Genomic DNA, 25,944 nt, shown 5'->3' on the forward strand with positions numbered 1-25,944 from the left:
GTCTGGGGTTCGCGAGGGTCAGGAGGCGGCCATCGGTGCGACGGCGGCCAGGACGGCCTTGGCCGCCTCGGCCGGTCGGAGGCGCGGGAAGTAGTGACCGCCGTCGGCGAGTTCGTGCAGGTCCACGTGCTCGGCGAAAAGCATCCAGTCCAGGTGGGCGTCGGCGTGGCCGGCCGTGTAGGGGTCGTCGGCGGCCACGACGACCGACACCGGAACCGACAGCTTCTCCCGCGGCGGGTTGTCCAGAACGTCGCAGAAGTACCGGTGCGCGCTCAGGCAGTCGTGCCGGTAGGCGGCACCGATGTGCTCGGCGTGCTGCGCGTTCAGCTCCGTCAGCTCGCTGTACCCGCCTTCCGCGGCCAGGCGCCCGGCGATCTCCGCGTCGTCACGGCTCATCAGTTCGTCGGCAGCGGCCCGCCGCTCGGCCGAGGTGCCGGGCAACTGGGCCCCGAGGAACAGTCGCATCACCTCCACACCGCGTTCCTGGAGCCTGCGGGCCGTCTCGACGGCCGGTGCGGTGCCCGACGAGTGGCCCCACAGCATGACCCGGGTCAGGCCGCGCGCGGCGATCTCGGCGGCGACCCGCTCCGCCACCTCGGCGATCGACGCGAACGGCTCGTGGGGGGCGGCGGGGTCGTGACCGGGCAGGTCCACCGCGAGCACCTGAGTGCCGCTTCCCGCCAACGCCTCCGCCATCGGGTGGTAGTTGACGGCGTTGCCACCGGCGTAGGGGAAGCACACGAGCGTGCAGTCCGGTGTCTCGTTCGCCTCCGACAGCGGCTGGAGCAGCTCCGTGCGCCGCCCGGCCGCGCCATCGAGGAGGGCGGCCAGGTCGGCGAGCACCGGGTGACTGGTGATGTCCTTGAGGGACACCGCTCGGTCGAGTGCGATCGTGAGCTTCACCGCGGTGAGGGAGGTGCCCCCGGACGCGAAGAAGTGGTCCGTACGGCGGATCTGGTGCTCGGGCACACCGAGCAGCTCGGCCCAGGCGGCCGCCAGCCTCCGCTCGGCCCGGGTGCGCGGTTCGCCGTCCTGCTCGCCCGCGTCGTCGTGAGCGGCAGCCACGCTCTGTTCGGCCAGCGCGGTGAGCGCCTTCCTGTCGATCTTGCCGTTGGCGGTCAGTGGCAGCGTGGACTGCCAGTGGAACGCGGAGGGGACCATGTAGGCGGGCAGGTCGCAGCCCAGCGCGTCGCGCAGCTCGTCGGCCGGCAACCGCCGCCCCGAGTAGTAGGCGACCAGGTGCTTGCCCTGCCCGGCCCGGGATGCGACGACCACCGCGCCGTCCCGCACGCCGGGGACCCGCAGCAGGGTGTTCTCGATCTCGCCGATCTCGATGCGGAAACCACGGATCTTGACCTGGTTGTCCCGGCGCCCGAGGAACTCCAGCTTGCCACCGGGGTGCCAGCGGCCCCAGTCACCGCCCAGGTAGAGCCGCTCGCCCGGCCGGTACGGGTCCGAAAGGTACGCCTCGCTCGTTCGCTCGGGATCGTTGATGTAGCCACGGCCCACACAGACACCGGAGAAGGCGATCAGCCCCGGGGCGCCGAGCGGCACCAGCGACAACTGCTCGTCCACGACGTAGACGTGCACGTTGTTGACCACCCGTCCCAGCAGGACGCGCTCGCACACCCCGTCGATGACCTCGTGGTTGGTGTCGTCGGACGTCTCGGTCAGGCCGTAGGCGTTGACCAGCTTGATGCCCGGCTGGACGGCGAACCAGCGCTGGACCAGCTCCTGTTTGAGCGCCTCACCGGTCACCGACACGTACCGCAGGTCCGGGAGCTCGCGGGGGTGCTGCTCCAGGTACGAGACCAGGACCTCCAGATAGGAGGGCACGAGCTGAGCGACACCGACCCGGCCGCTCACCAGTGTGTCGACGAACCGCTCCACGTCCACGAGGACGTCCTGTTCCACCAGGAGCGTTTGCCCTCCAGCCAGCAGCGCGGACACCATCTGCCACAGCGAGATGTCGAAGCACTGCGGTGCCGTCTGCGCCACCACGGTGCCCTCGCCGATGCACAGGTCGTCGATCTTGGCGAAGAGATGGTTGAGCATGCCGGCGTGCTCGCACATCGCTCCCTTGGGCTCGCCGGTGGAGCCGGAGGTGAAGTAGATGTAGGCGAGCTGGCCGGCATCCACCGCGACGCGGGGGTCGTCGTCGGCGTGCGGTTCCGCGTACGCGTCCTCGATGAGCAGTCGCTCGGTCCGCGGCAGCTCGGCCATGGCCTGGTCGAGGGTGTCGGTGCTGCCCGCTTCGGCCAGCACCAGCCGGCATTCGGCCCGCGTGAGCGTCGCCGCGATGCGGCCGGGCGGGAAGTGCGGCTCGATCGGCAGGTACGCGCCTCCCGCCTTGAGCACCGCCAAGGTGGCCGCCATCCAGTCGAGGCCGCGTTCCGTGACGACGGCGACCACGTCCTCACGGCCCAGGCCCCGGGCCAGCAGCGCCCGTGCCAATCGGTTGGCCCGAGCATTGAGTTCTCCGTACGTCCACTGCCGCTCGCCGTGCACTGCCGCGACCGTGTCCGGATGTGCCCGCGCGCGCTGCTCGAACAGTTCGTGCGCCCGCGCGTCGGGCAGCGTCCGCCGGGGCCCGGCCAGTCCTTCCAACTGTTCGTGCATCTCCTCGGCCGACAGCAGACTCTGCCGTGTGTGCTCGGCGTCCGCATCGGCCGTCATCAGGTCGAGCGCCGTCAGGTGGTAGCCGGCGATCCGGGCCGCGCTCTCGGCGTCCAGTACGTCCGTGCGGTAGCGAAGCCGCAAGCCGAGCTGTCCGCCGCTCTCCGACCAGCGCACATGCAGGACGCCGTCGTCCGCCGGGGCCTCGTCCGCGGCCCCGGGCCCGAAGACGACCTCGTACGACGGTTCCGAGGCCCGCAGTTCGCGCCGCAGCTCCGCCACCGGGAAGTCCGCGTGCGCCAGCATTTCCGCCTCCGCGTGCCGGGCAGCCGACACCAGCGCGCGCCAGGTGCCGGGGGCGACGGCGAGGCGGCAGGGCAGGGGTTCGCCGCGCGCTTCGGGGACGTACCCCGTCACGACTTCCTGCTCGCCGGAGAGGGCTGCCAGCACCTTCGCGTGCGCCGCCAGCAGCAGCGTGCCGACCGGAACCTGCAGCTTCCGCGCCAGTACGTCCACGGCGTCCGCCACGGCCTCGGGCACCGACGCCTCGTGTCCGGCCGTACCGGGAGCCGGTTCCCGAACCCATCGCGGCACTGTGGTGAAACCACCGGCGGTCAGCACACGGCTCCAGAACTCCCGGTCCGCCTCCACACGCGCTCCCATCGATTGCTCCCTCAGTTCACGGTCGCCGCGGCGGCGCCGTCCACGGACGGTGATGTCCTCCGGCCGGTGCCGGCGGGCCGTACCGCGGCCTCCTGCGTCTCGACGGCGGGGTTGCCGCCCCAGCGCGAGTGCGGGGGGACCTCCTCGCCCTTCATGAGAAAGGAATCCGGCGCCAGTTCCGCGCCGTCGCCGATCGTCACGCCGTAGTGCACGTGTGCGGCGACGCCCAACGTGCAGCGGGCGCCGAGCGTGGTGACGTCGGACTTGAAGGTGCCGTCCTCCTGCGAGTGGCACTGGATCTTGCTCCCGGCGTTGAGGGTGGATTCGTCGCCGATGGCGGTGAGCGTGCGTTCCGTGATGAAGCAGCCGTCGTCGAAGACCCTGCTGCCGATGCGGACGCCCAGCAGGCGCCAGACAAGGGGCTTGTAGGGGGTTCCGTTGAAGATGTTCAGATAATGGTCCGGAACCTTCCACAGGCGCTCGTGCGACCAGAAGGCACGGTCGTAGATGGAGCACAGCATGGGGCGCAGCCTGCGGAACGACCTGAGGCAGCGTTCCACCAGGACGTAGTAGGCGGTGGACAGGGCGAGCGCGAGTGCCATGTACGAGGCGATCACGATGTGTCCGAGCACGCCGTACAGGTTCACGGAGGCCAGTGCGAGCAGCGTGAGCACGAGTGTGTGCAGCCACCGTACGAACAGCATGAGGGCCATCGTGCGCAGGTTGTGGCGGTTCTTCGCGGTGAGGGCGCGGCGCAGGGCCTCGCCGGTCCTGAGATCGTCGAACCGCGAGTCGCGCTCCACGGACCTGGGGATCTCGAAGCACGGCGAGCCGAGGAGCCCGACCCCTTCGCGGACCTCTCCGTCCAGGGGCACCATCACCTTCGTCGCCAGCAGACAGTTGTCGCCCGTCCGGCCGCCGATGGGGTAGGCGATGTTGTTGCCCAGGAAGTTGCGCGGGCCGATGGATGTCCGTGACAGCCGGAAGGACGTCGCGGAGTAGTCCGCGTTGATGACGGAGAGTCCGTCGGCCACCATCGTTCCGCTGCCCACGGTGACGAGTACGGGGCTCTCGTGCTGCACCGCGGTGCCGAAGTTCGACCCGGTCTGCTCGACGTGCGACAAGTCGTATCCGATGCCGCGCAGGTAGTGCACGATGTACGAGCTGTCCCCGAAGAGCCAGGTGAAGAACTTGATGTTCGTCATCCGTGCCGTCGCACGATGTACCGCGTACCGGAACCCGTAGAGCGGATACACCCGGTCCGGTCTGACGGCCAGGCTGAGCAGGCGCGGAAGGGTGAACAGGGCGGCGAGACCCAGGACGACGAAGCCGAGGAAGAGTGTGAGGGAGAGGACCAGCGCGTCGTACACCAGTTCCGGCAGTGTCAGTGCGGCGGCGGGTTCGAGCCGGTCGCGGATCGCCGGTACCTCGTTGAACAGCGCGTACAAACCGCCCACGGACAGCGGGATGTACAGGAGGAACAACTGGAGCAGGGAGGCGAGACCGAACCAGGCCCGGCGCACGGTGCCGCACGAGGCCGGCGCGACCCGCACGTAGTCGACCTCCGTGGGCTGTGCGGGAGACCCGTGCCGGTGCTCGCCGTCCGGGACGGCCTGGCCGCGGTACAGGGACGAGGAGTGCCCCAGCTGTGCGCCGTCGCCCATGGACGTATCGATGTCGAGAACGGTCTTCTCGCCGATGTAGACGTCGCGGCCGAGGGTGATCCGGCCGGTCTGGATGCGTCCCGCATGCGCCCGGTAGCCGAGGAAGAACGAGTCCTTGCGGACGACCGTGCCGGAGCCGATCGTCAGCAGGTCGGTGCAGACGGGGACGGAGCGGGAGAGGATCGTCACACCCCTGCCGATCCGCGCGCCCAGCGCCCGCAGATACAGCACGTACAGCGGGTTTCCGACGAAGAGGATCATCGGATTCGCATGGAGCAGTGCCTTGACGATCCAGAAGCGCAGATAAGTGCCACCCCAGTAGGGGAATTCTCCTGGCTTCCAGCGGCCGATGAGCACCCATTTGGCGACGACCGGGAATGCGCAGAGCGTAACGAATCCGAGACCGCCGAACAGCAGCGACCGCACGTAGATGTCCAGTGGCCCGGAACCCGCGGCCACCCACTCGTATCCGCCTGCGGTGACGAATCCGGCGACCACCGTGTATCCAAGGAAGAACAGCAGTTGGAATGTGCCGCAAAGAGTGTGGGAAAGCCTGCCGTTCGTCCGCGTGACCGGATCCGGCGGCATCGCCCCCGCAGATGGCGAGAGGGTAGCCGGGGCATCCGCGGGAGCCGGGGCGGACTCCGCGAGAGCCGCCGCCAGGCTTCGGATCGTGGGGTACCGGTAGATGTCCTTCATGGACGGGGAGGGAAGGTCCTCCCGCTTCCGCACCCGCGCGCAGAACTGCGCCATGACCAGGGAGTTGGCGCCGAGGCCGTCAAAGAAGTGCACGTCGACCGGAACGCTCTCGACGCCCACGACGTCGGCCAGGGCATCAGCCAGTCGCGTTTCGGTTTCCGTCGTCGTCGATCCCGGGCTGCTCCGCTCCATGACGGTGCTTTCGTCCGGTCCGCCTATGTGGACCTCCGAAGACTGCTCCACGATCTGATCTCCTCGAGGGCGGCTGGGTCCCCGATGGCTTCCGGATGCGAGTCAGGGCGCTGGCGCCCCGTGCAAATCCCGCCGAGCCATCGGAAGCTCGGGCATGTGCTCTTCTCCATTCAATGACTGCCGCTTCAGTCTCGTTCGGGTGTCGTCAGGCTGCCACTCCGAATCGATCACGAGGCGGGCGGGAAAAGCCCGTCGGGCCCGTGACGCCTGGGCAACCGCAGATATGCGGCGCATCACGGATCACCTGAATGGCGGATGCTCCGGGCCAGGCAATCGCAAAGTCCGGCGACCCCGGAATGGACGGGGAGGGCACGCTGGTTGGAAGGCGGAGCGTTCGCCGGCGGTGGCGCGGCCTTCGGCATCGCTGCGGGCTGCGTCGTGGGCGGCAGGCGAGGCCCCGGAGCCGGCTGCTGGTCCATGGCGGTGGCGGCGCCGCCGGTCGCGTCGGCCGAGCCGGCATGACGCCGTTCAGATCATCGACGCCGACGGCGGTGACCGCGCCGGAGTCCGGCTGGAGCCGCACGCGGCAGTCCGTGCGGGAAGTCGCGGACGGCTCCGGCCGGACCGTTCTGCCGAGCGGACTCAGCCGATGTACCCCATGCGGCGGCTGATCTCGTCGGCGCCCTTGAGCAGCACGGGGGCGAGTTCGTGGATGCGCGGCTCGGTGAACCGGTACTCGGGGCCGGAGGCACTGAGGGCGGCGACGACCCGCCCCTCGTTGGACCGGATCGGGGCCGCAACGGCGTGCAGTCCGATCTCGAACTCCTCCAGCGTCACCGCGTAACCGCACTCCCGAGCCTCGGCGAGATCCTTCTCCAGCTCGGTCATGGACGTGATGGTGCGCGGCGTCAGCTCCTGTATGCCGGACGCCGCGAGTACGGCCGCGCGGTCTCCCGCCGGCAGGTGGGCCAGCAGGATCTTGCCGCTGGACGTGGCGTGCAGCGGAGTGAGCTGCCCGACCCAGTTGTGCGTGCCGATCGCGCCCGGGCCGCGCACCTGGTACAGGTTGACCGCGTAGTGCTCCTGCAGGACGGCGATGTTGACGGTCTCGCCGATCTCCTCGGAGAGCCGCTCGCACACCGTCCGGCCCTGCTGGGTGAGGTCGAGCCGGTCCGTGACCGCGCCCGCCAGGCGCACGATCCCGAAACCGAGCCGGTACTTGCCCCGTTCGGTCGCCTGCTCGACGAGACCGCGCGCCTCCAGCGCCCCGAGCAGGCGGAACGCGGTCGACTTGTGGACGTCGATCTCGGCGGCGACCTCGCTCACGCCCGCCTCCCCGCGCTGGGCGAGGATCTCCAGGACGCTGACGGCACGGTCGACGGACTGCACACCGCCTGCCGCGGGAGCGGCTGTTTCGCCATCTGCCGTATGGTTGCTCATGGCGCAACTATACGCGTGACCTCGGGACATTCGCGGGGACGTGGTGGTGCGTCAGTCGCTCTGCGGCAGGGGTCCGGGCGCGGCCAAGCCGGTATACCAGGACCCGGTGGCGCCCTCAAGACTTCCGTCAGAGCTCAGGGGGTCGCCGCCGCGCTTGCCGACCCTCGGCCGGCGCGGTCGGCGGAAGAGGACCGTGCGGTCGCCGCCGACCGGCACGCGGAACTCGCTGTGTCATTCCACGGCGCGGGCCAGTGACGGGACTTCGGCGTCGCGGCCGTGGCGACCAGCTCGTCCGGGACGCGCGAGACGGACGACGTAGCCGGGTGGCGGCCCGGAACAGGCGGAGGCCGCCGAGTTCGGCATGGAGCACGACCTCGGCCCGACCTGCGACCCGGTCGGCGGCGCGGCCGGCGGTGCGAGACAGCCGTAGCCGGACCATCCCCATAACGATGGGTGTACGGGGGCTTGACCTATCGGGGCCGACGGCGAAACTGTGTTGCACATCAAGCTTTCGGTTGCGTGTTGTGCACTGTCGAGTGCAGGGACCGCGCGCAGGGAACCTCCTGCTCCTGCCCGCCTCCTCTCACCTCCCCATGCCCCCGTTCGGAAGGCCGCTGATGAGCACCCGTACGACGAAGAAGCCGGGCCCGGCCCCGACTCGGCTCGATCCGGCAGTCCTCTACATCTCTGTGACGCTGTCCGCCCTCTTCGTGGCGTGGGGAGTGTTCTTCACCGGCAACCTCGCGACGGTGGCCGAGGCGACGTTGGGCCGGATCATCGAGAACTTCGGCTGGCTCTTCGTCCTGGCCAGTTCGGGATTCGTCCTGCTGGCCGTCGTACTGGCCTTCAGCCGGTTCGGCCGCATCCGGCTGGGCAAGGACGGCGACCGTCCGGAATTCAGCACCGCCTCATGGGTGGCGATGATGTTCAGCGCCGGCATGGGCATCGGCCTGATGTTCTACGGCGCGAGTGAACCACTCATGCACATGTCCAGCCCGCCGCCCGGCACCGCCAGTGCGGAGTCACCGGACGCGGCCCGCGTGGCCTTGGAGTACTCGTACTTCCACTGGGCGATCCATCCGTGGGCGATGTACGCCGTGGCCGGCCTCGCGCTCGCCTACTTCGGATTCCGCAGGAGCGGCAGCAGCCTGATCAGTTCCGCCTTCCGGCCGCTGCTCGGTGACCGGGTGGACGGACCGCTGGGCAGGTCCATCGACATCCTGGCGATCTTCGCGACCCTCTTCGGCTCCGCCGTCTCCCTGGGGCTCGGCGCGTTGCAGATCAACAGCGGAATGAATGAGCTCTGGGGGATAGCGGACTCCACCTCGCTGGCCGTCCTGATCATCGCGGTGCTCACCGTCCTGTTCGTCGTCTCCGCCCTCTCCGGGGTGCACCGCGGCATCCAGTGGCTGAGCAACGGCAACATGATCCTCGCCGCCGTCCTGCTGCTGTTCGTCTTCGTCGTGGGCCCCACGGTGTTCATCCTGAACAGCCAGACCCAGGCGCTGGGCGGCTACCTGGCCTCGCTCCCCGAGATGAGCTTCAGGACGGGTGCCTTCGGTGGTGGCGAATGGCTGTCCGGCTGGACGGTCTTCTACTGGGCGTGGTGGATCTCCTGGACGCCGTTCGTGGGCACGTTCATCGCGCGGATCTCCCGTGGGCGCACGATCCGGCAGTTCATCGTCGGTGTGATCATCGCGCCGAGCGTGGTGAGCATCGTGTGGTTCGCGATCCTCGGCGGTACCGCGCTGAACCAGGAGATGCACGGCGGTGGGCTGTCCGCGGCGGTCGCCGAGGGCGAGGAAGCGGGCCTGTTCGCCACCTTGCAGACACTGCCCTGGTTCAGCATCACCTCGGTCGTGGTGATCATCCTGGTGGGCCTCTTCTTCGTCAGCGGTGCCGACGCGGCCTCCGTGGTGCTGGGCATGCTCTCCTGCCGGGGCAGCATGAGCCCCAGTCGCCCGGTCGTGATCCTCTGGGGTGCGCTGACCGGTCTGGTCGCGGCCGTGCTGCTGCTGGCCGGAGGATTGGAGGCGGTCAAGCAGGTCGCCGTCGTCGCCGCGTTCCCGTTCCTCTTCGTGATGATCGGCATGTGTGTCTCCCTGGTGAAGGCGCTGCGTGCCGAGCCGAGAGGTGAACGGGCCCCGGACGGTACGGTCACCGCCGCCTCCGTTGACGAGCACGCATCGGATGACGGAGCGCGGCCGGCCGAGGTGGCGGATACGCAGGTCGCCGGCTGAGCTGCCGGACCGATCGATCACCCGTCGCATCAGGGCGCACGCGAGGGCCGTACCCCCCGGGGGCCCTCGTGTGCGCCCGCGCGCGTCGACGGCGACCGAGTTCCGGATCGGTGGCGGCGGTGGGCCTCTTGACCTCGCGCCTTCCCGTCCTCGATCCTCAGTTGCGCATAGCGGTGCGCGTGCCTTAATGAGCAACGCGCAGTCGAGGCTTCCGCCAGAGGAGTAACCCATGGCTCACGAGGTTCGTGCCGTCGTCGCCCGCGAGAAGGGCGCCCCGGTCTCCGTCGAAACGATCGTCGTCCCCGACCCCGGTCCGGGCGAGGCGCTCGTCGCGATCGAGGCGTGCGGCGTCTGCCACACCGACCTCCACTACCGGGAGGGCGGCATCAACGACGAGTTCCCCTTCTTCCTCGGGCACGAGGCAGCGGGCCGCGTCGAGGCCGTCGGAGACGGTGTCACCGGCATCGAGCCGGGCGACTTCGTCATCCTCAACTGGCGTGCGGTATGCGGCCAGTGCCGGGCCTGCAGCAAGGGCAAGCCCTGGTACTGCTTCGCCACCCACAACGCGAAGCAGCCGATGACCCTGCTCGACGGCACGCCGCTCTCACCCGCGCTCGGCATCGGTGCCTTCGCGGAGAAGACGCTGGTGGCCACGGGGCAGTGCACCAAGGTCGACCCGGCCGCTCCGGCAGCCGCCGCCGGCCTCCTCGGATGCGGCGTCATGGCGGGCTTCGGAGCGGCCGTGAACACCGGCGCCGTGGGCCGCGGGGACTCCGTCGCCGTCATCGGCTGCGGCGGGGTCGGTATGGCCGCCGTGGCCGGGGCTAAGCTCGCCGGCGCCGCCAAGGTCATCGCCGTCGATCTCGACCCGCGCAAGCTCGAGCGGGCCAAGAGCATGGGCGCCACCCATGTGATCGACGGCAAGGCGGCGGACGTCGTGGAAGCCGTGCGCGAGCTGACCGGCGGCCACGGCGCGGATCTGGTCGTGGACGCGGTCGGCCGTCCCGAGACGTACAAGCAGGCCTTCTACGCCCGCGACCTGGCCGGCACGGTCGTCCTGGTCGGTGTGCCGACCCCGGAGACGACCGTGGAACTGCCGCTGCTCGACGTGTTCGGCCGCGGCGGCGCCCTGAAGTCCAGCTGGTACGGCGACTGCCTGCCCTCGCGCGACTTCCCGGCACTCATCGACCTGTACCTGTCGGGGCGCTTCGACCTCGACGCCTTCGTCACCGAGACCATCGGACTCGGCGACGTGGAGAAGGCGTTCGAGAAGATGCACCACGGTGATGTCCTGCGCTCGGTGGTGGTGCTGTGATGGCCGGTACCGTCCGCATCGAACACCTCGTCACGAGCGGCACCTTCAGCCTCGACGGCGGCACCTGGGAGGTCGACAACAACGTCTGGATCGTCGGCGACGACGACGAGGCCGTGGTCATCGACGCCGCACACGACGCCGACGCCGTCCTGGCGGCCGTCGGCGACCGCCGCCTGGCGGCCGTCGTGTGCACCCACGCCCACGACGACCACGTGAGCGCCGCTCCGGCCGTCGCGGACGCCACGGGAGCCCCCGTCCTCCTGCACCCCGACGACCAGGTGCTGTGGGAGCTGGCGCACCCGGACCGTCACCCCGACGGCGCGCTCACCGACGGCGAGGAGCTGAAGGTCGCGGGCATCGGCCTTCAGGTGCTCCACACGCCCGGTCACGCTCCAGGTGCCGTGTGCCTGTACGCACCCGACCTGGGAGCCCTGTTCAGCGGCGACACGCTGTTCGCCGGCGGGCCCGGCGCGACCGGGCGCTCGTACAGCGACTTCGGCGCGATCATCACCTCGATCCGCGACCGGCTGCTGGCGCTCCCGGGGGAGACGACCGTGCACACCGGGCACGGCGAGACGACGAGCATCGCCGCGGAGGCACCGCACCTCGCCGAGTGGGTGGCCCGCGGCTGGTGACGCCGGCCAGGCCGTGCCCCGTCGGGGCGCTCGACTGCCACGGAGTCCTCCGCACGGCACCCACAGCCGAGCGCCCCGACCGACGCTGACCCGCCCCCGACCTCGCCCCGCGTCGGCGGGCTCGTCGCCACCGACCTGCGTGATGTGACCGACGCCCCCGGCCCTGGATGCCCCCTCCGGCTTCTGGATGCCCCCGCCGGCTTCTGGGCGACCGTCGCGGACTTCGCAGGCCGGCCGGCCTGCGCCCGGTTCGGTGACGTGCGCCGCGGGCCGCCGCCCGGCCTTTCCGTCCGCGTCCGCGTGTCCGTCCTGGCGGCCGCGCAGGGCGACCGGTGTGTCCGTGTCCACGACGTCGCCTCGACGTCGGACGCGGTGCGCCTGACGGCCCGTCGGGGCCGGGAAGTTGTGGCACCTGCGCCGCGGACGTCACTGCTGTGAAAGCCCTTCGACGTGGCCGCCTCGACAGTCCCTGGGCGCCTTGACAGGGGTTTGTGGCCGCCTTCACACTGGCGTTGCGTTGACCGCAATCCGTTTCGTTATACGCGCCGAGGTGTCATGATGATTCCCGCGTGCCGTCTCGCGGATCTGCCGCGAGGAGAGGCTCACCGGCTCGACATCGATCCGCCGGTCACGGTCTTCCACACCGACGACGGCGAGGTCTTCGCCATCGACGACACCTGCACCCATCAGGACGCCTCGCTCGCCGACGGCTGGCTGGAGGGCTGCGAGGTGGAATGCCCGCTGCACGCTTCGAAGTTCGACCTCCGGACCGGAGCGGTCGACGCTCCGCCGGCCAAGCTCCCCGTCCGCACGCACGAGGTCGTCGTCCAGGACGGCATGATCTACGTCGAGCTGTCCACGGACGCCCCCAACCTGCCGCCCTGCATCGCGGCCAGGCTGGCGGGTGGTCCCGTATGAGGACGGTGGCCGTGGTGGGGGCCTCGCTGGCGGGCCTGTCCGCGGCGCGTTCGCTGCGGAGCCAGGGCTTCGACGGGCAGTTGGTCGTCATCGGCGAAGAACCGCACCGCCCCTACGACAGGCCGCCGCTGTCCAAGGAGTTCCTGGCCGGCAAGATCGGTGAAGCCGATCTCGCACTGGAGCAGGACGGCGAGGACCTGGCGGCGGAGTGGCTGTTCGACACCCGCGCCACCGGGCTCGACAGGGAGCGGCGCGCCGTCCGGCTCGCCGACGGCCGAGAGGTGAGGGCGGACGGCATCGTCATCGCGACCGGTGCGGCCGCGCGGACCCTGCCGGGTGCGGACGGCCTGGCCGGTGTGCACACCCTGCGCACCCTTGACGACGCCCGTGCCCTGCGGGACGACCTGGCGCTGGGCGGCAGGCTCGTCGTGATCGGCGGCGGCTTCATCGGCGCCGAGGTCGCCTCCACCGCATACGCCCTCGGACTCGACGTGACGATCGTCGAGGCGGCGCAGACCCCGCTGGCCGGACCGCTGGGCGAGGCCATGGGCCGCATCGTCTCCGCCCTGCACGAGGACCACGGCGTACGGCTGCTGTGCGGGGTGGGCGTCAAGGGGCTGAGCGGTGAGACCCGGGTCAGTGCCGTGCTGCTCGACGACGGCCGTGTCGTCCCCGCCGACACCGTCGTCGTCGGTGTCGGCGCACGCCCGTGCGTCGAGTGGCTGGAGGGCTCCGGCGTCGCGCTCGACGACGGCGTGAAGTGCGGTGCCGACGGCCACACCAGCCTGGCCGGTGTGGTCGCCGTCGGTGACTGCGCCTCCTGGTACGACCCGCGGGTCGGCGTGCACCGCCGCGTCGAGCACTGGACCGGTGCCCGGGAGCGGCCGGACGCGGCCGTCGCCACGCTGCTGTCGTGGGGCGCGGCGGAACCGGGCGTGCTCCGGCCGCCGTACTTCTGGTCCGACCAGTACGGGGTGAAGGTCCAGTTCGCCGGACATGCGGCGGGCGCGGACAGCGTGACGATCGAGGAAGGCACTCCGGAGGACCGGGACGTCCTTGCCGTCTACCGGCGTGCAGGGCGTCCGGCCGCCGTGCTCGGCATGAACCGGCCACGGCTGTTCACGCGGTGGCGCAAGCAACTCGCGGCCCCGCCGTCCTGACCGTGCCCGCGCAGCCCGTCCACGGCGTCCTCGCGGGAACGCGCGGTGACCGCGACCCGCGCGCCGTCTCAGCCCAGGTAGCCCATGCGACGGCTGATCTCGTCCGCGCCCTTGACCAGCACGGGAGCGAGTTCGTGCATGCGCTCCTCGGTGAGCCGGTAAGCGGGTCCGGAGGCGCTGAGTGCCGCGATGACCTCGCCGTCCCGGTCGCGGACCGGTGCGGCCATCGCGTGCAGACCCAACTCGTACTCCTCCAGGGTCCAGGAGTAGCCACGCTCCCGGGCCTCGGCGAGGTTCTTCTCGAGCTTCGTCTTCGTGGACATGGTGTGCGGAGTCATCTTGTTCAGGCTGACCTCCGACAGCAGAGCGGCGCGTTCCTTGACCGGCATGTGGGCCAGGAGGATCTTGCCGCTGGAGGTGGCGTGCAGCGGGGTCAGCTGGCCGACCCAGTTGTGTGCGGTGACGGCACCCGGGCCGCGTACCTGGTAGAGGTTGATCGCGTAGTGCTCCTGCATCACGGCGACGTTGACCGTCTCACCGATCTCCTCGGCGAGACGCTCGCAGACCGGGCGGCTCTGCTGGGTGATGTCGATGCGTCCGGTGACCGCGCCGGCGAGGCGTACGACGCCGAAGCCGAGGCGGTACTTGCCGCGCTCGCCCGCCTGTTCCACCAGGCCCCGCGCCTCCAGGGCGCCGAGCAGTCGGAACGCGGTGGACTTGTGCACATCGATCTCGGCCGCCACCTCACTGACTCCGGCCTCACCACGCTGGGCCAGGATCTCCAGCACGGTGATGGCACGGTCGACGGACTGCACACCGCCCGTCTGCGAGCCAGACGTTTCGTTACCCGAACCGAAGTTGCTCATGGCGAAACTATACGCGCGGTAAACATGGACGGCAGCGGTGCGCGTCACGGACGGGCCGCAGGTCGCGGCGGCGCGTGCTCCGCAACGCCATGCGCATAGGGCATCGATCCTCGACTGGATCGCGAAAGAAGGTGCGATGAGCGGCGAATCCGTCCGCGCGCTGCTGAGCGGCGTCCGTTACGAGGTACTGCCCGCCAAGGCGACCGAGGACAAGGTACTCGCCCACGTCCCGCGTGACATCGCCGTCACGGTGACGGCCTCGCCGGTCAAGGGCCTTGGAGCCCACGCTCGGCCTCGCCACCCGGCTCGCGGCGCACGGCTGTCGAGTCGTCCCGCACGCGCCCGCACGGCTGGTGCGGGCACGTGCACCTGAAGGACGTCGTCGACCGGCTCAGCGGTGCGGGTGTCGACGACGTCTTCGTCCCGGCGGGCGACGCCGATCCGCCGGCCGACCCCTACGACGGTGCGCTGCCGCTGCTGCGCGGACTGGGCGAGCTGGGCAGTCCCTCCGCCCGGGTCGGGACCACCGGCTACCCCGCGAGTCATCCGCTGATCCACGACGACCTCACCGTCCAGGCGATGTGGGACAAGCGGACGCACACGTACATCGTCAGCAACCTCTGCTTCGACCCGCGCCTGCTCGGTGACTGGGTCGTCCGGGTGCGTCGTCGTGGAGTGACCCTGCCCCTCCGTGTGGGCGTCGCGGGGCCGGTGCAGCGGGCCAAGCTGCTGTCCATGGCGGCCAAGATCGGGGTGGGGGAGTCGACCCGCTTCCTGACCGGGCACGCGTCCTGGTTCGCGCGATTCGCGGCCCCCGGCGGCTACTCGCCCGACCGGCCGCTCGCCCGCGGTGCCGAAGCGCTCACCGCGCCCTCGGCGGGAGTGGCCGGCCTGCACGTCTTCACCTTCAACCAGGTCGCCGAGACCGAGCGGTGGCGCCGCGCCCTGCTGGACCGGTCCGGCGGCTGAGCCCGCCACAGGAAGGCCATGCACGGCGCGATCGCGTGCCGCGAAGTGCGCTGTCCGGCGGAACGGGGCCGCCGGACAGCGTTCCGTCCCGTCTCGCGCAGGCCCCGACACCCGCTGCAGGCGCCCGCCAGGCCACGTCGTCGGTCTGCCGGACATCGCCGCGTTTCGGCCTGTTCTCCGACGTCACGGACCCCTTGACACTCATCCCCTCGGGGGGCACATTGAGTTGCGCAACCTGAACCCTGTTGCGCAGCAAGCAACCACAACGGCTTCAACGTCGGAGGTGCGGCGATGGCGGGACCCCGGGTGGTCATCATCGGAGCGGGCGTCGTGGGAGCGGCGCTCGCCGACGAGATCTCCGAGCGAGGCTGGACCGAAGTGACGGTGGTCGACCAGGGCCCGCTCCCTGCCACCGGGGGATCGACATCCCACGCCCCGGGCCTGGTCTTCCAGACCAACTCGTCCAAGACCATGACCGAGATGGCCCGCTACACCGTCGAGAAGTTCCGCTCGCTCGACGTCGACGGCCGGCCCTGCTTCCTCCAGGTCGGCGGCCTCGAGGTGGCGACCGGCCCGGAGCGCGTCGCCGAACTCCAGCGGCGCCACGGCTGGCTCACCTCATGGGGCGTCGAGTCCCGGCTGCTCGGCCCCGAGGAGTGCGTCGAACAGCACCCGCTCGTGAACCCGGACAAGGTCCTCGGCGGTCTGCTGGTCCCGACCGACGGCCTCGCGAAGGCCGTCCTCGCCGTCGAGGCGCAGATCCGGCGGGCCACCGAGCGCGGCGTGCGCTTCCTCGCCCGCCATGAGGTCCTGGACGTCCGGCACGGCGGGGGCCGGGTGACCGGCGTCCTCACCGACCAGGGCGAGATCCCCGCCGACATCGTCGTGTGCTGCGCCGGCATCTGGGGCCCGAAGATCGCCCGCATGGCCGGCATGAACCTGCCGCTGACGCCGCTGGCCCACCAGCTGGCCTGGACCGGCCCCGTCCCGGCGCTGGCCGGCCAGACCGAGGAGGCGGTGCGTCCGATCCTGCGCCACCAGGACGCCGACCTCTACTACCGCGACCGCTTCGACGGCCTGGGCATCGGCTACTACGGCCATCGCCCCATGCCGGTCTCCGCCGACGACATCCTGTCCGTGGACGACGCCGACGAGATGCCGTCGGTGCTGAAGTTCACCGAGGAGGACTTCGAGGACGCCTGGACCGAGACCCGGTCACTGCTGCCCGCGACCCGGGAGGCCAAGGTCGAGGAAGGCATCAACGGCCTGTTCTCCTTCACCACCGACGGCATGCCCCTCCTCGGCGAGTCCCCGGACGTCAAGGGCTTCTGGGTCGCGGAGGCCGTGTGGGTCACCCATTCCGCCGGTGTGGGGCGGGCCATGGCCGAATGGCTGGTCGACGGGCACTGCTCGTCCTTCGACCTGCACGAGTGCGACGTCAACCGCTTCGAGCCGCACCAGCTGGCCCCGGAGTACGTGCTGGCCCGCGACTGCCGGAACTTCGCCGAGGTCTACGACATCCTCCACCCGCTCCAGCCGCCGGAGGACCTGCGCCCCCTGCGCACCAGCCCCTTCTACGCCCGCCAGCAGGAACACGGCGCCTTCTTCCTGGAGGCGAACGGCTGGGAGCGACCCCAGTGGTACGAGGCCAACGCGGGCCTGGTCGAAGGCCGGTCCGTCGTCACCCCCAACGACTGGGCCGCGCGCTTCTGGTCGCCCATAGTCGGCGCCGAGGCGCAGGCCACCCGTGAGACCGTCGCGATGTACGACATGACGGCCCTCAAGCGGCTCGAGGTGAGCGGGCGCGCCGCCGCCGCCTTCCTGGAGCGGCTGTGCACCGGCAAGGTCGACAAGTCCGTCGGCTCCGTCACCTACACCCTGCTGCTGGACCGGGACGGCGGCATCCGCAGCGACATCACCGTCGCCCGGCTGGCCGACGACCGCTTCCAGATCGGCGCCAACGGCAACCTGGACCTCGACTGGTTCACCCGGCACCTGCCTGCCGACGGCACGGTCCAGGTCCGCGACATCACCGCCGGCACCTGCTGCATCGGCCTGTGGGGACCACTGGCCCGCGAGGTGCTCCAGCCGCTCACGGACGCGGACTTCTCCAACGAGGGCCTGAAGTACTTCCGCGCCAAGCAGGCGTACATCGCTTCCGTGCCCGTCACGGCGATGCGGCTGTCGTACGTCGGTGAACTCGGCTGGGAGCTGTACACCACCGCCGATCAGGGCCAGAAGCTGTGGGACACCCTGTGGGAGGCGGCCCGGCCGCACGGTGGCATCGTGGCGGGCCGCGGCGCCTTCAACAGCCTCCGCCTGGAGAAGGGGTACCGCTCCTTCGGCACCGACATGACCTACGAGCACGACCCCTATGAGGCCGGTGTCGGGTTCGCCGTCAAGCCGGACAAGGGCGACTTCGTCGGCAAGGCCGCGCTGGAACGGCGCAAGGCCGACGTGCGGCGCAAGCTGACCTGCCTCACCATCGACGACCCCCAGGCGGTCGTGATGGGCAAGGAGCCGGTGTACGACGGCGACCGTCCCGTCGGCCACGTCACCAGCGCCGCCTTCGGCCACACGATCGGCAAGGGCATCGCCTACGCGTGGCTCCCGGTGGAACTCACCACCCCCGGTCGCGCCCTGCAGATCGGCTACTTCGACCAGCGGGTCGAGGCGGTCGTGGCCGAGGAGCCCCTGTTCGATCCCACCATGTCCCGCCTCCGCGGCTGACCGAGGGAACACGATGACTGCGCAGCTGCTCGACGGCAAGGCGACCGCCGCCGAGATCCGTCGCGGACTCGCCGAACGCGTGGCCGAGCTGACCACCACCGTCGGCCGCCCGCCCGGGCTCGGCACCGTCCTGGTCGGGGACGACCCCGGCAGCCACGCCTACGTCGACGGAAAGCACCGGGACTGCGCGCAGATCGGCGTCGCCCCCATCCGGCGCCGACTGCCCGTCGACGCCACGCAGCAGCAGGTCGAGGACGTCATCGACGAGCTCAACGCCGACCCGGCCTGCACCGGCTACATCGTCCAGCTCCCGCTCCCGCGCCACCTCGATGCCAACGCCGTCCTGGAACGCATGGACCCGGCCAAGGACGCCGACGGCCTTCACCCCGTCAACCTCGGCCCGCTCGTGCTCGGCGTCGAGGCCCCGTTGCCCTGCACTCCGCGCGGCATCGTCGAACTGCTCCGCCGTCACGACGTGCCGCTCGCCGGAGCACGCGTGTGCGTGGTCGGACGGGGCATCACGGTCGGACGGCCGATCGGCCTGCTGCTCACCCGCAGGTCCGAGAACGCCACCGTGACCCTGTGCCGCACCGGCACGGAGGACCTGGCCCGGCACCTGCGCGAGGCGGACATCGTCATCGCCGCCGCCGGCTCGCCCGGGCTGATCACCAAGGCCGTGCTGCGCCCCGGCGCGGCCGTCCTGGACGCCGGCATCACCCGCACCGACCAGGGCCTCGTCGGCGATGTGCACCCGGACGCGGCCACGGTCGCGACGTGGCTCGCGCCGATGCCGGGAGGCGTGGGCCCCATGACCCGAGCCATGTTGCTCGCCAATGTCGTCGAGGCCGCCGAGAGAAACGCGGACTCCGTATGAACGCGCTGAACACCCCTCTGGCAGAGCCGGATCCCGAGGTCCACAGCGCGCTCCGCGCCGACCCGCACCGCCGGCAGACCGCTCTCGAGGAAGCTTCTCCACCGCCGTGACGGAGGCCCAGGGGCCGGTCGCGACCGACAAGTACGCCGAGGGCTACCCCGGCCGCCGTTGCCACGGCGGATGCGAACACGTCGACGAATCCTCTCCTTCCGGGTGCCGACGCCACGGCCCGTCACCCGCCCGAGACCTATCCCTCGAGGTGAACAATGACCACCACCGACCTTCCGGAGAGCCTGATCGCGACCCTCCCGGGTGATCACTACACGGACCCGGCGATCTTCCGGCTGGAGCAGGAGCGCATCTTCGAGGCCATGTGGTTCTGCGTGGCGCGCTCGTCGGAGCTGGCCAGGCCCGGTGCCTTCAAAACCGTGGACGTCGGGCGTGAGAGCATCCTGGTCACCCGGTCGCGAGACAACTCGATCCGCGCCTACTTCAACGTCTGCCGGCACCGGGGCGCGAAGCTGTGCACGGAGGAGTCCGGCGAGGTGAAGCGGGCGTTCCAGTGCCCGTACCACGCCTGGACCTACGACCTCCAAGGCAAGCTCGTCGCGGCCCCGAACCTGACGAAGATGCCGGACATCGGCCGGACCGAGTACGGCCTGGCGAGCGTGGCGGTGCGCGAGTGGCTGGGCTACGTGTGGGTGTGCCTGGCCGAGGACCCGCCCCCGTTCGAGCAGTCGGTGATCGCGGACGTGGTGAGCCGTCTGGGAGACGTGGAGTCCATCGAGCGATACGACATCGCAAGTCTCGAGGTCGGCAAGCGGATCGTCTACGACGTGAAGGCGAACTGGAAGCTGATCATCGAGAACTTCATGGAGTGCTACCACTGCGCCACGATCCACCCGGAACTGACCGAGGTGCTCCCGGAGTTCGCCGACGGCTACGCGGCGCAGTACTACGTGGGCCACGGCGCGGAGTTCGGCGACGACGTCCAGGGCTTCACCGTCGACGGCTCCGAGGGCCTGGACCGGATCCCCACGGTCGCCGAGGACCAGGACCGCCGGTACTACGCGATCACGGTGCGGCCGCAGGTGTTCATCAACCTGGTCCCCGACCACGTGATCTTCCACCGGATGTACCCCGTGGCGGCCGACCGGACGATCGTGGAGTGCGACTGGTTGTACCTGCCGCACGTGGTCGGCAGCGGCAAGGACGTCAGCCGGTCCGTGGAACTGTTCGACCGGGTCAACCGGCAGGACTTCGAGGCCTGCGAGCGCTGCCAGCCGGCGATGAACTCGCGTCTGTACGCCAAGGGCGGTGTCCTGGTGCCGAGCGAGCACCACATCGGCGAGTTCCACGAGTGGGTCCAGGCCCGGCTGGGCGGCCGGCCGTCCCAGTAGCCAACCAGGAGCGAGCGCGGCAGCGGTGCCGGGCGGAGGGCCACGTCCCCTCTCCGCCCGCCACCGGCTGCCCGGCCCGTGGCGGCAGCGTCATGCCACTCGTCGACATCCGGACCCGTGCGATGGCCTGGCGCACGTCGTCGGGGTGGGGTGTGGGGTCACGCCTCCCGCTTGGCGTCGATCTCGGCGATGAGGGCCTCGATGCGGGTCTTGATCTCGTCGCGGATCGGCCGGACGGCGTCGACGCCCTTGCCCGCCGGGTCCGCCAAGGCCCAGTCGAGGTAGGTCCTGCCGGGGAAGACCGGGCAGGCGTCCCCGCAGCCCATGGTGATCACGTAGTCGGACGCCTGAATGGCCTCGGTGGTCAGGATCTTCGGCTCGGCGGCGGAGATGTCGATACCGATCTCCTCCATGGCCTCGACGGCGGCCGGGTTGACCTGGTCGACGGGGCTCGAACCGGCGGAGCGGACCTCGACCCGGTCGCCCGCGAGGTGGGTGAGGAATCCGGCGGCCATCTGCGAACGGCCGGCGTTGTGTACGCAGACGAACAGCACGGAGGCGAGCGGGGCGGAGGACATGCGTTCTTCCTTCACGGGGTGAGTGCAGGTGATGCAGGGGGCTTCAGGTGTCCGGCCGGCCGGCGACCCTGCCGGTGACGCGGGTGGTGATGTCGTCCGTGCGGGTGGCGGAGCGGGCGTGCCGCGGGCCTACGGGTCAGCCCGTACTGGTATCAGTCCAAGGTGATGTGACAGTATCAGCCCATGCTGACGTCAGTCGACAATGACTTGATCCGGGTGCTGGCCGACCCGCTCAGGCTCCGGATCGTGACCCTGCTGGCCCGCGAGACGCTGTGCACCACGCACCTGGTGGAGGAGACGGGCGCCAAGCAGACGAACCTGTCCAACCACCTCAAGGTGCTGCGCGAGGCAGGGTTCGTGGACACCGAGCCCTGCGGCCGGTTCACCTACTACCGGCTCAGGCCCGAGGTCGTCGAGACCCTCGCGGGCCAGTTCGCCGACCTCGCCGAAACCGCACGCGCCAACGCCGACGCCAAGAGGGCCTGCCCGTGACCCGCACCGAAGCTGCCGCGACCGCCGAAGAAGCCTCGGTCGTCGCCAAGCTCTCCACCCTCGACCGCTACCTGGCCGTGTGGATCCTTCTGGCCATGGCCGTCGGCCTCGTGCTCGGACGCGTGATCCCCGGGCTGAACGACGCGCTGGCGAAGGTCGAGATCGGAGGCATCTCCCTGCCGATCGCGCTCGGCCTGCTGATCATGATGTACCCGGTCCTGGCCAAGGTCCGCTACGACAAGCTGGACGCGGTCACCGGCGACCGCAGGCTGATGATCTCCTCCCTGGTCGTCAACTGGGTCGTCGGACCTGCGGTCATGTTCGCGCTGGCCTGGATCTTCCTGCCGGATCTGCCCGAGTACCGCACCGGCCTGATCGTCGTCGGTCTCGCGCGCTGCATCGCCATGGTCATCATCTGGAACGACCTCGCCTGCGGCGACCGCGAAGCCGCGGCCGTCCTCGTCGCCCTCAACAGCGTCTTCCAGGTCCTCGCTTTCGGCCTGCTCGGCTGGTTCTACCTCGACCTGCTCCCTGGCCGGCTCGGCCTCGGCGACGGCGAGCACCTCGACATCTCCATGTGGAAGATCGCCCTGAACGTGGCGGTCTTCCTCGGCGTCCCGCTGCTCGCCGGCTTCCTGACCCGCCGCATCGGCGAGAAGAGGCTCGGCCGGGAGGACTACGAGTCCGGCTTCCTGTCGAAGATCGGCCCCTGGGCGCTCTACGGTCTGCTCTTCACGATCGTCATCCTCTTCGCCCTCCAGGGAAAGACGATCACCTCGCAGCCTCTGGACGTCGCCCGCATCGCCCTGCCGCTGCTGGTCTACTTCGCCGTGATGTGGTTCGGCACCTTCGCTCTGGGCAAGGCCATCGGGCTCGCCTACGACCGCACCGCCACCCTCGCCTTCACGGCCGCCGGCAACAACTTCGAGCTGGCCATCGCGGTCGCCATCGCCACCTTCGGCGTCACCTCCGGCCAGGCCCTGTCCGGCGTCGTCGGTCCGCTGATCGAGGTGCCGGTGCTGGTCGCGCTGGTGTACGTCTCCCTGGCCTGGCGGCGGAAGTTCACCACCGCGCAGCCCGGTTCGTGACGCGGCGGCCGACCACGGCACCCCGTTGCCGTCCTGTGGGGGCGGGCAGCGGCGCGACTCCATGACTTCGACACGTGTCTATGTTGACATCCGTCAATGCAAGTGTCAGGCTCATCGTATCGACAGTCGTCAAAGTAAGAGGTCGAACGCCTTCGGCACTCCCGGCTGACAGCCTTCGCCCACGCTCGCTGACATCGCATCCCCTTCAGGAGACCGAGCCCATGAGCGCTCAGCAGCTTCCCGTCATCGTCATCGGAGCCGGTCCCGTCGGACTCGCCGCTGCCGCCCACCTCGTCGAACACGGCATCCAACCCCTCGTTCTGGAGGCAGGCGCCAGTGCCGGCGCGGCCGTCCGCGAGTGGAGCCATGTGCGCCTGTTCTCCACCTGGGGCGAAGTCGTCGACCCGGCCGCCGAGAAGCTGCTGGCTCCCACCGGCTGGACGCGCCCCGACCCGGCGACGTACCCGTCCGGCGGTGACTGGGCGGAGCGGTACCTGCAGCCACTCGCCGACGCTCTCGGCGACCGCGTACGCCTGGGTGCCGCGGTCACCGGCGTCTCGCGGGCCGGCCGCGACCGCATCGTGGATGCCGACCGGGAGGCCCAGCCCTTCGTCGTTCACGTCCAGTACGCCGGCGGACGGGAGGAGCGGATCCTCGCCCGTGCGGTCATCGACGCCTCCGGCACCTGGACCACTCCCGGCCCCGCAGGCGGCAGCGGCCTGCCGGCCCTCGGGGAGAAGGCGGCGGCCGGCCGCATCACCTACCGCGTCCCCGACCTCGAGGACCCCGCCGTCCGCGCCCGCTACGCGGGCAGGCGTACCGCCGTGATCGGCTCCGGCGCCTCAGCGTTCACCGCGCTCGCCTACCTCGCCGAGCTGGCCAAGTCCGAGGACGGCAGGGGGACCCACGCGGTCTGGGTCCTGCGCCGCGGCATCTCCGGCGCCACCTTCGGCGGCGGCGAAGCCGACCAGCTCCCCGCCCGCGGCGCCCTGGGCCTGGCGGCCAAGGCCGCCGTCGACGACGGCTGCGCCGACGCCGTCACGGGGTTCCGCACCGAGGCGATCGAGCGTGCCGACGACGGCAGCCTGGTGCTGGTGGGCGAGGACGGCCGAGGGCTTCAGCCGGTGGACGAGGCGATCGTGCTGACCGGGTTCCGCCCCGACCTGTCCTTCCTCTCCGAAGTCCGCCTGAACCTGGACGAGCGTCTGCAAGCCCCGGTCGCCCTCGCCCCGCTGATCGACCCCAACCAGCACTCCTGTGGCACCGTCTACCCGCACGGCCACCGCGAACTCTCCCACCCCGAACAGGGCATCTACCTGGTCGGCATGAAGTCCTACGGCCGCGCCCCGACGTTCCTCGCCATGACCGGCTACGAGCAGGTCCGCTCCGTCGCCGCCGCCATCGCCGACGACACCGAGGCCGCCGACCGCGTCGAACTCACCCTCCCCGAGACCGGAGTCTGCGGCGGAGCCGGACTGTTCGACGCCCCCGACACCCAGCAGACGGACGGCGGCGGCTGCTGCGCCCCGGCCCCGCAGCTGATCCAGCTCGGCGCACCCGCCGCCACCTCCAGCGGCAGCTCCGACTGACCCCCGCCCGTAATCACGCCTTGAGCTGTCCAGCGGCGCTGTCGGGTGGCCGTCGCCGAGGTCGTGAGGCGCGGCAGCCGACCGCCGGCAACACCGATAGCGTGACCGTGTGGATCAGGATGAACGGCTACTGCACGCCTCGTCGTTCGGGTCAGCAGCGGTCGCGTACAACGCGCACCGTCCGGACTACGCGCAGGCCGCGGTGCGCTGGGCACTCGAACCCGCGCCCGGCCCGCGCGTCCTCGACCTCGGCGCCGGAACCGGCAAGCTGACCGGCACGCTGGTCGCGCTGGGTGCCGAAGTCATCGCGGTCGAGCCGGACCCCGCGATGCTGACCGAGCTGCGCCGCTCGCTGCCGTCCGTCCGTGCCCTGTCCGGTGGTGCCGAGGCGATCCCGCTGCCGGACGCTTCCGTGGATGCCGTGCTGGCCGGCAACGCCATGCACTGGTTCGACATGGCCGTCGCGGGACCCGAGATCGCCAGGGTCCTCACGCCCGACGGCATCCTGGCCGGCCTGTGGAACGTCATGGACGACCAGGTCGAATGGGTCGCCGAGCTCGCACGGGTCAGCGGCGGCGCGGCCATCGGTCCTCGTGACACGCCCACCAGCTGGCGTGCCGAGACGGCCGGCATGCACCTTCCGAAGACTGGCGTGGCCGCCCGCTTCGGCTCGCCGGAGCAGGCCGAGTTCCCGCACGGGCAGCGCCGCACCGCCGACTCCCTCGTCGCGACCCTCGGCACACGCGCGGGCGTGCTGGTCATGTCGGAACGGGAACAAGAGGCCACGCTGGACCGGATCGGCGCATTCCTCGCGAGCAGGCCGGAGACGGCCCGCGGCGAGTTCACTGTGCCGATGCTCACCGCCGTACTGCGCGTCCGGCGGCTGTGAGTCCCCGCGTGCTCGCGGTCGTGCCTTGCCGTAGTGCCAGGCGTGCCAGGCCGGCGGATCGTCTCTGTACCACTTCGACAGATGAGTGTCTGATGACGACACCGCAGGTGCCACGCAGTGACGCCGGTGGCCCGGAGCGAGGAACACCGTCCGCGGGCGCTCAGATGACGCTGCGGATCGCCACCTCGAACCCTTTCACATGGCTCGCCGCCAGTGCCTTGGCCTTCTCCGCGTCGCGGTCGATGATGGCGGTCAGCAGTGGTCCGTGCTCGTGCACGTGCCCCGCCAGACCCGGGAGCCGGTCGAGGAACAGGCACCAGATCCGCGTGGCCAGGTTGTCGTACCTGATCAGGGTGTCTTCGAGGTAGGGATTGCGGGTCGCGGCGTAGATCGCCCGGTGCAGGGTCATGTCCAGCCGGATCAGATCGCCCTCGCCGTCGGACGACTTCGCGAGCTGCGCCAGCAGCCGGTCGAGTCCGGCGCGGTCGCCATCGCTCGCCCGCTCGGCCGCCAGTGCCGCGGCAAGGGGCTCGAGCTGCAGCCGTACTTCGGAGATGTGCCCGAGATCGGCGATCTGCACCTCGGTGGCGAAGGTTCCGCGTCGGGGGTAGGCGACGATGAGGCGTTCGTGCTCCAGCCTCTTGAGCGCCTCGCGGACCGGGGTGCGCCCGAATCCGAGTTCGCCGGCGATCCGCTCGTCGTTGATGGGTTCGCCGGGGCGGATCTGGAGGGTCACAAGACGGTCCGCGATGGAGCGATACGCCTGGTCGGCCAGCGTTCCATGACCTTGACCAGCGACGGTCGAAGAAGTCACCGGCACATCCCTCCCTTGACGCGGCCTGATCTCCCTCCTAGCGTATCGCAAGAGAACATTGATATATCAGTCGTCTGTCAGACGTTCTTCACTCGCTCGTCTGTCAGCCGTCC

General features: G+C 70.4%; 18 protein-coding genes and 2 pseudogenes. 14 read left to right on the forward strand and 6 right to left on the reverse strand.

Annotation, left to right across the window (positions count from 1 at the left end; genetic code table 11):
- Positions 1-18 precede the first annotated feature (18 nt).
- The 3 genes from IE260_RS23545 to IE260_RS23555 all read right to left on the reverse strand — a co-directional run bounded on the left by IE260_RS23545 (position 19) and on the right by IE260_RS23555 (position 7,274).
- Entirely contained in the window at positions 19-3,279 is a 3,261-nt protein-coding gene (locus tag IE260_RS23545) for a non-ribosomal peptide synthetase (RefSeq protein WP_189875072.1), read from the reverse strand.
- Positions 3,280-3,290: 11 nt separating this feature from the next.
- A complete protein-coding gene (locus IE260_RS23550) occupies positions 3,291-5,888 on the reverse strand; it encodes a Pls/PosA family non-ribosomal peptide synthetase (protein WP_229881179.1) in 2,598 nt (865 codons plus the stop codon).
- 588 nt (positions 5,889-6,476) lie between these two features.
- Positions 6,477-7,274, reverse strand: a complete 798-nt coding sequence (locus tag IE260_RS23555) for an IclR family transcriptional regulator (protein ID WP_189875074.1) — start codon at positions 7,272-7,274, stop codon at positions 6,477-6,479.
- Between the two features lie 617 nt (positions 7,275-7,891).
- Here IE260_RS23555 and IE260_RS23560 point away from each other — a divergent pair.
- From IE260_RS23560 to IE260_RS23580, 5 genes are all read left to right on the forward strand, one after another.
- A complete protein-coding gene (locus IE260_RS23560) occupies positions 7,892-9,514 on the forward strand; it encodes a BCCT family transporter (RefSeq protein WP_189875076.1) in 1,623 nt (540 codons plus the stop codon).
- Positions 9,515-9,743: 229 nt separating this feature from the next.
- Positions 9,744-10,829 carry an S-(hydroxymethyl)mycothiol dehydrogenase gene (locus tag IE260_RS23565; protein ID WP_189875078.1) on the forward strand — a complete coding sequence of 362 codons (1,086 nt, stop codon included), beginning with the start codon at positions 9,744-9,746 and terminating at the stop codon, positions 10,827-10,829.
- Positions 10,829-11,464, forward strand: a complete 636-nt coding sequence (locus IE260_RS23570; protein WP_189875080.1) for an MBL fold metallo-hydrolase — start codon at positions 10,829-10,831, stop codon at positions 11,462-11,464. Before IE260_RS23565 ends, IE260_RS23570 begins: the two co-directional genes overlap by 1 nt.
- A 555-nt stretch (positions 11,465-12,019) precedes the next feature.
- The gene (locus IE260_RS23575) at positions 12,020-12,382 is read left to right on the forward strand and encodes a bifunctional 3-phenylpropionate/cinnamic acid dioxygenase ferredoxin subunit (protein WP_189875082.1); all 363 of its coding nucleotides are present in this window, start codon (positions 12,020-12,022) and stop codon (positions 12,380-12,382) included.
- Positions 12,379-13,542: an NAD(P)/FAD-dependent oxidoreductase gene (locus tag IE260_RS23580; RefSeq protein ID WP_189875085.1), complete on the forward strand. Its 1,164-nt coding sequence runs from the start codon at positions 12,379-12,381 to the stop codon at positions 13,540-13,542. The genes IE260_RS23575 and IE260_RS23580 overlap by 4 nt, the downstream gene beginning before the upstream one ends.
- Positions 13,543-13,610: 68 nt before the next feature.
- On the opposite strand, the gene IE260_RS23585 is transcribed toward IE260_RS23580, so the two are convergent.
- Entirely contained in the window at positions 13,611-14,357 is a 747-nt protein-coding gene (locus IE260_RS23585; protein WP_189875377.1) for an IclR family transcriptional regulator, read from the reverse strand.
- Positions 14,358-14,544: 187 nt separating this feature from the next.
- On the opposite strand from IE260_RS23585, the pseudogene IE260_RS23590 reads away from it, so the two are divergent.
- The 5 genes and pseudogenes from IE260_RS23590 to IE260_RS23610 all read left to right on the forward strand — a co-directional run bounded on the left by IE260_RS23590 (position 14,545) and on the right by IE260_RS23610 (position 20,381).
- Positions 14,545-15,377: pseudogene (locus IE260_RS23590) on the forward strand (methylenetetrahydrofolate reductase).
- 291 nt (positions 15,378-15,668) lie between these two features.
- Entirely contained in the window at positions 15,669-18,107 is a 2,439-nt protein-coding gene (locus tag IE260_RS23595; protein WP_189875086.1) for a GcvT family protein, read from the forward strand.
- A gap of 13 nt (positions 18,108-18,120) precedes the next feature.
- Entirely contained in the window at positions 18,121-18,981 is an 861-nt protein-coding gene (locus IE260_RS23600; RefSeq protein ID WP_189875088.1) for a bifunctional methylenetetrahydrofolate dehydrogenase/methenyltetrahydrofolate cyclohydrolase, read from the forward strand.
- Positions 18,978-19,177, forward strand: a pseudogene (locus IE260_RS41795) (serine hydroxymethyltransferase); the annotation flags it as partial. The gene IE260_RS23600 and the pseudogene IE260_RS41795, both read left to right, overlap by 4 nt.
- A 70-nt stretch (positions 19,178-19,247) precedes the next feature.
- Positions 19,248-20,381 carry an aromatic ring-hydroxylating oxygenase subunit alpha gene (locus tag IE260_RS23610; protein WP_189875090.1) on the forward strand — a complete coding sequence of 378 codons (1,134 nt, stop codon included), beginning with the start codon at positions 19,248-19,250 and terminating at the stop codon, positions 20,379-20,381.
- A 158-nt stretch (positions 20,382-20,539) separates the two neighbouring features.
- Here the strand turns inward: IE260_RS23610 and IE260_RS23615 are convergent, their stop codons facing one another.
- Positions 20,540-20,959 (reverse strand): arsenate reductase ArsC, encoded by a 420-nt coding sequence (locus IE260_RS23615; protein WP_189875092.1) that lies wholly within the window; start codon positions 20,957-20,959, stop codon positions 20,540-20,542.
- 183 nt (positions 20,960-21,142) lie between these two features.
- Between IE260_RS23615 and IE260_RS23620 the strand changes: the two genes are divergently transcribed.
- The 4 genes from IE260_RS23620 to IE260_RS23635 all read left to right on the forward strand — a co-directional run bounded on the left by IE260_RS23620 (position 21,143) and on the right by IE260_RS23635 (position 25,017).
- Positions 21,143-21,451, forward strand: a complete 309-nt coding sequence (locus tag IE260_RS23620; protein WP_189875094.1) for an ArsR/SmtB family transcription factor — start codon at positions 21,143-21,145, stop codon at positions 21,449-21,451.
- Positions 21,448-22,539, forward strand: coding sequence for an ACR3 family arsenite efflux transporter (gene arsB, locus IE260_RS23625; RefSeq protein ID WP_189875095.1), 1,092 nt, complete (start codon positions 21,448-21,450; stop codon positions 22,537-22,539). Before IE260_RS23620 ends, arsB begins: the two co-directional genes overlap by 4 nt.
- A gap of 221 nt (positions 22,540-22,760) precedes the next feature.
- On the forward strand, positions 22,761-24,128 hold the full coding sequence (locus IE260_RS23630; RefSeq protein ID WP_189875097.1) for an NAD(P)-binding domain-containing protein: 1,368 nt from the start codon (positions 22,761-22,763) through the stop codon (positions 24,126-24,128).
- A 109-nt stretch (positions 24,129-24,237) separates the two neighbouring features.
- Positions 24,238-25,017, forward strand: a complete 780-nt coding sequence (locus tag IE260_RS23635) for a class I SAM-dependent methyltransferase (protein ID WP_189875099.1) — start codon at positions 24,238-24,240, stop codon at positions 25,015-25,017.
- A gap of 160 nt (positions 25,018-25,177) precedes the next feature.
- Here the strand turns inward: IE260_RS23635 and IE260_RS23640 are convergent, their stop codons facing one another.
- Positions 25,178-25,831, reverse strand: coding sequence for a GntR family transcriptional regulator (locus IE260_RS23640; protein WP_189875101.1), 654 nt, complete (start codon positions 25,829-25,831; stop codon positions 25,178-25,180).
- Positions 25,832-25,944 lie beyond the last annotated feature (113 nt).

Source organism: Streptomyces viridiviolaceus, from assembly GCF_014650995.1.
GTDB lineage: Bacteria > Actinomycetota > Actinomycetes > Streptomycetales > Streptomycetaceae > Streptomyces > Streptomyces viridiviolaceus.

What these genes read in the sequence shown, in the direction of transcription:
- IE260_RS23545 (WP_189875072.1), bottom strand. Translation starts at nt 3,279, where the DNA reads ATGGGAGCGCGTGTGGAGGCGGACCGGGAGTTCTGGAGCCGTGTGCTG.
- IE260_RS23555 (WP_189875074.1), bottom strand. Translation starts at nt 7,274, where the DNA reads ATGAGCAACCATACGGCAGATGGCGAAACAGCCGCTCCCGCGGCAGGC.
- IE260_RS23560 (WP_189875076.1), top strand. Translation starts at nt 7,892, where the DNA reads ATGAGCACCCGTACGACGAAGAAGCCGGGCCCGGCCCCGACTCGGCTC.
- IE260_RS23565 (WP_189875078.1), top strand. Translation starts at nt 9,744, where the DNA reads ATGGCTCACGAGGTTCGTGCCGTCGTCGCCCGCGAGAAGGGCGCCCCG.
- IE260_RS23570 (WP_189875080.1), top strand. Translation starts at nt 10,829, where the DNA reads ATGGCCGGTACCGTCCGCATCGAACACCTCGTCACGAGCGGCACCTTC.
- IE260_RS23575 (WP_189875082.1), top strand. Translation starts at nt 12,020, where the DNA reads ATGATGATTCCCGCGTGCCGTCTCGCGGATCTGCCGCGAGGAGAGGCT.
- IE260_RS23580 (WP_189875085.1), top strand. Translation starts at nt 12,379, where the DNA reads ATGAGGACGGTGGCCGTGGTGGGGGCCTCGCTGGCGGGCCTGTCCGCG.
- IE260_RS23595 (WP_189875086.1), top strand. Translation starts at nt 15,669, where the DNA reads ATGGCGGGACCCCGGGTGGTCATCATCGGAGCGGGCGTCGTGGGAGCG.
- IE260_RS23600 (WP_189875088.1), top strand. Translation starts at nt 18,121, where the DNA reads ATGACTGCGCAGCTGCTCGACGGCAAGGCGACCGCCGCCGAGATCCGT.
- IE260_RS23610 (WP_189875090.1), top strand. Translation starts at nt 19,248, where the DNA reads ATGACCACCACCGACCTTCCGGAGAGCCTGATCGCGACCCTCCCGGGT.
- IE260_RS23615 (WP_189875092.1), bottom strand. Translation starts at nt 20,959, where the DNA reads ATGTCCTCCGCCCCGCTCGCCTCCGTGCTGTTCGTCTGCGTACACAAC.
- IE260_RS23620 (WP_189875094.1), top strand. Translation starts at nt 21,143, where the DNA reads ATGCTGACGTCAGTCGACAATGACTTGATCCGGGTGCTGGCCGACCCG.
- IE260_RS23630 (WP_189875097.1), top strand. Translation starts at nt 22,761, where the DNA reads ATGAGCGCTCAGCAGCTTCCCGTCATCGTCATCGGAGCCGGTCCCGTC.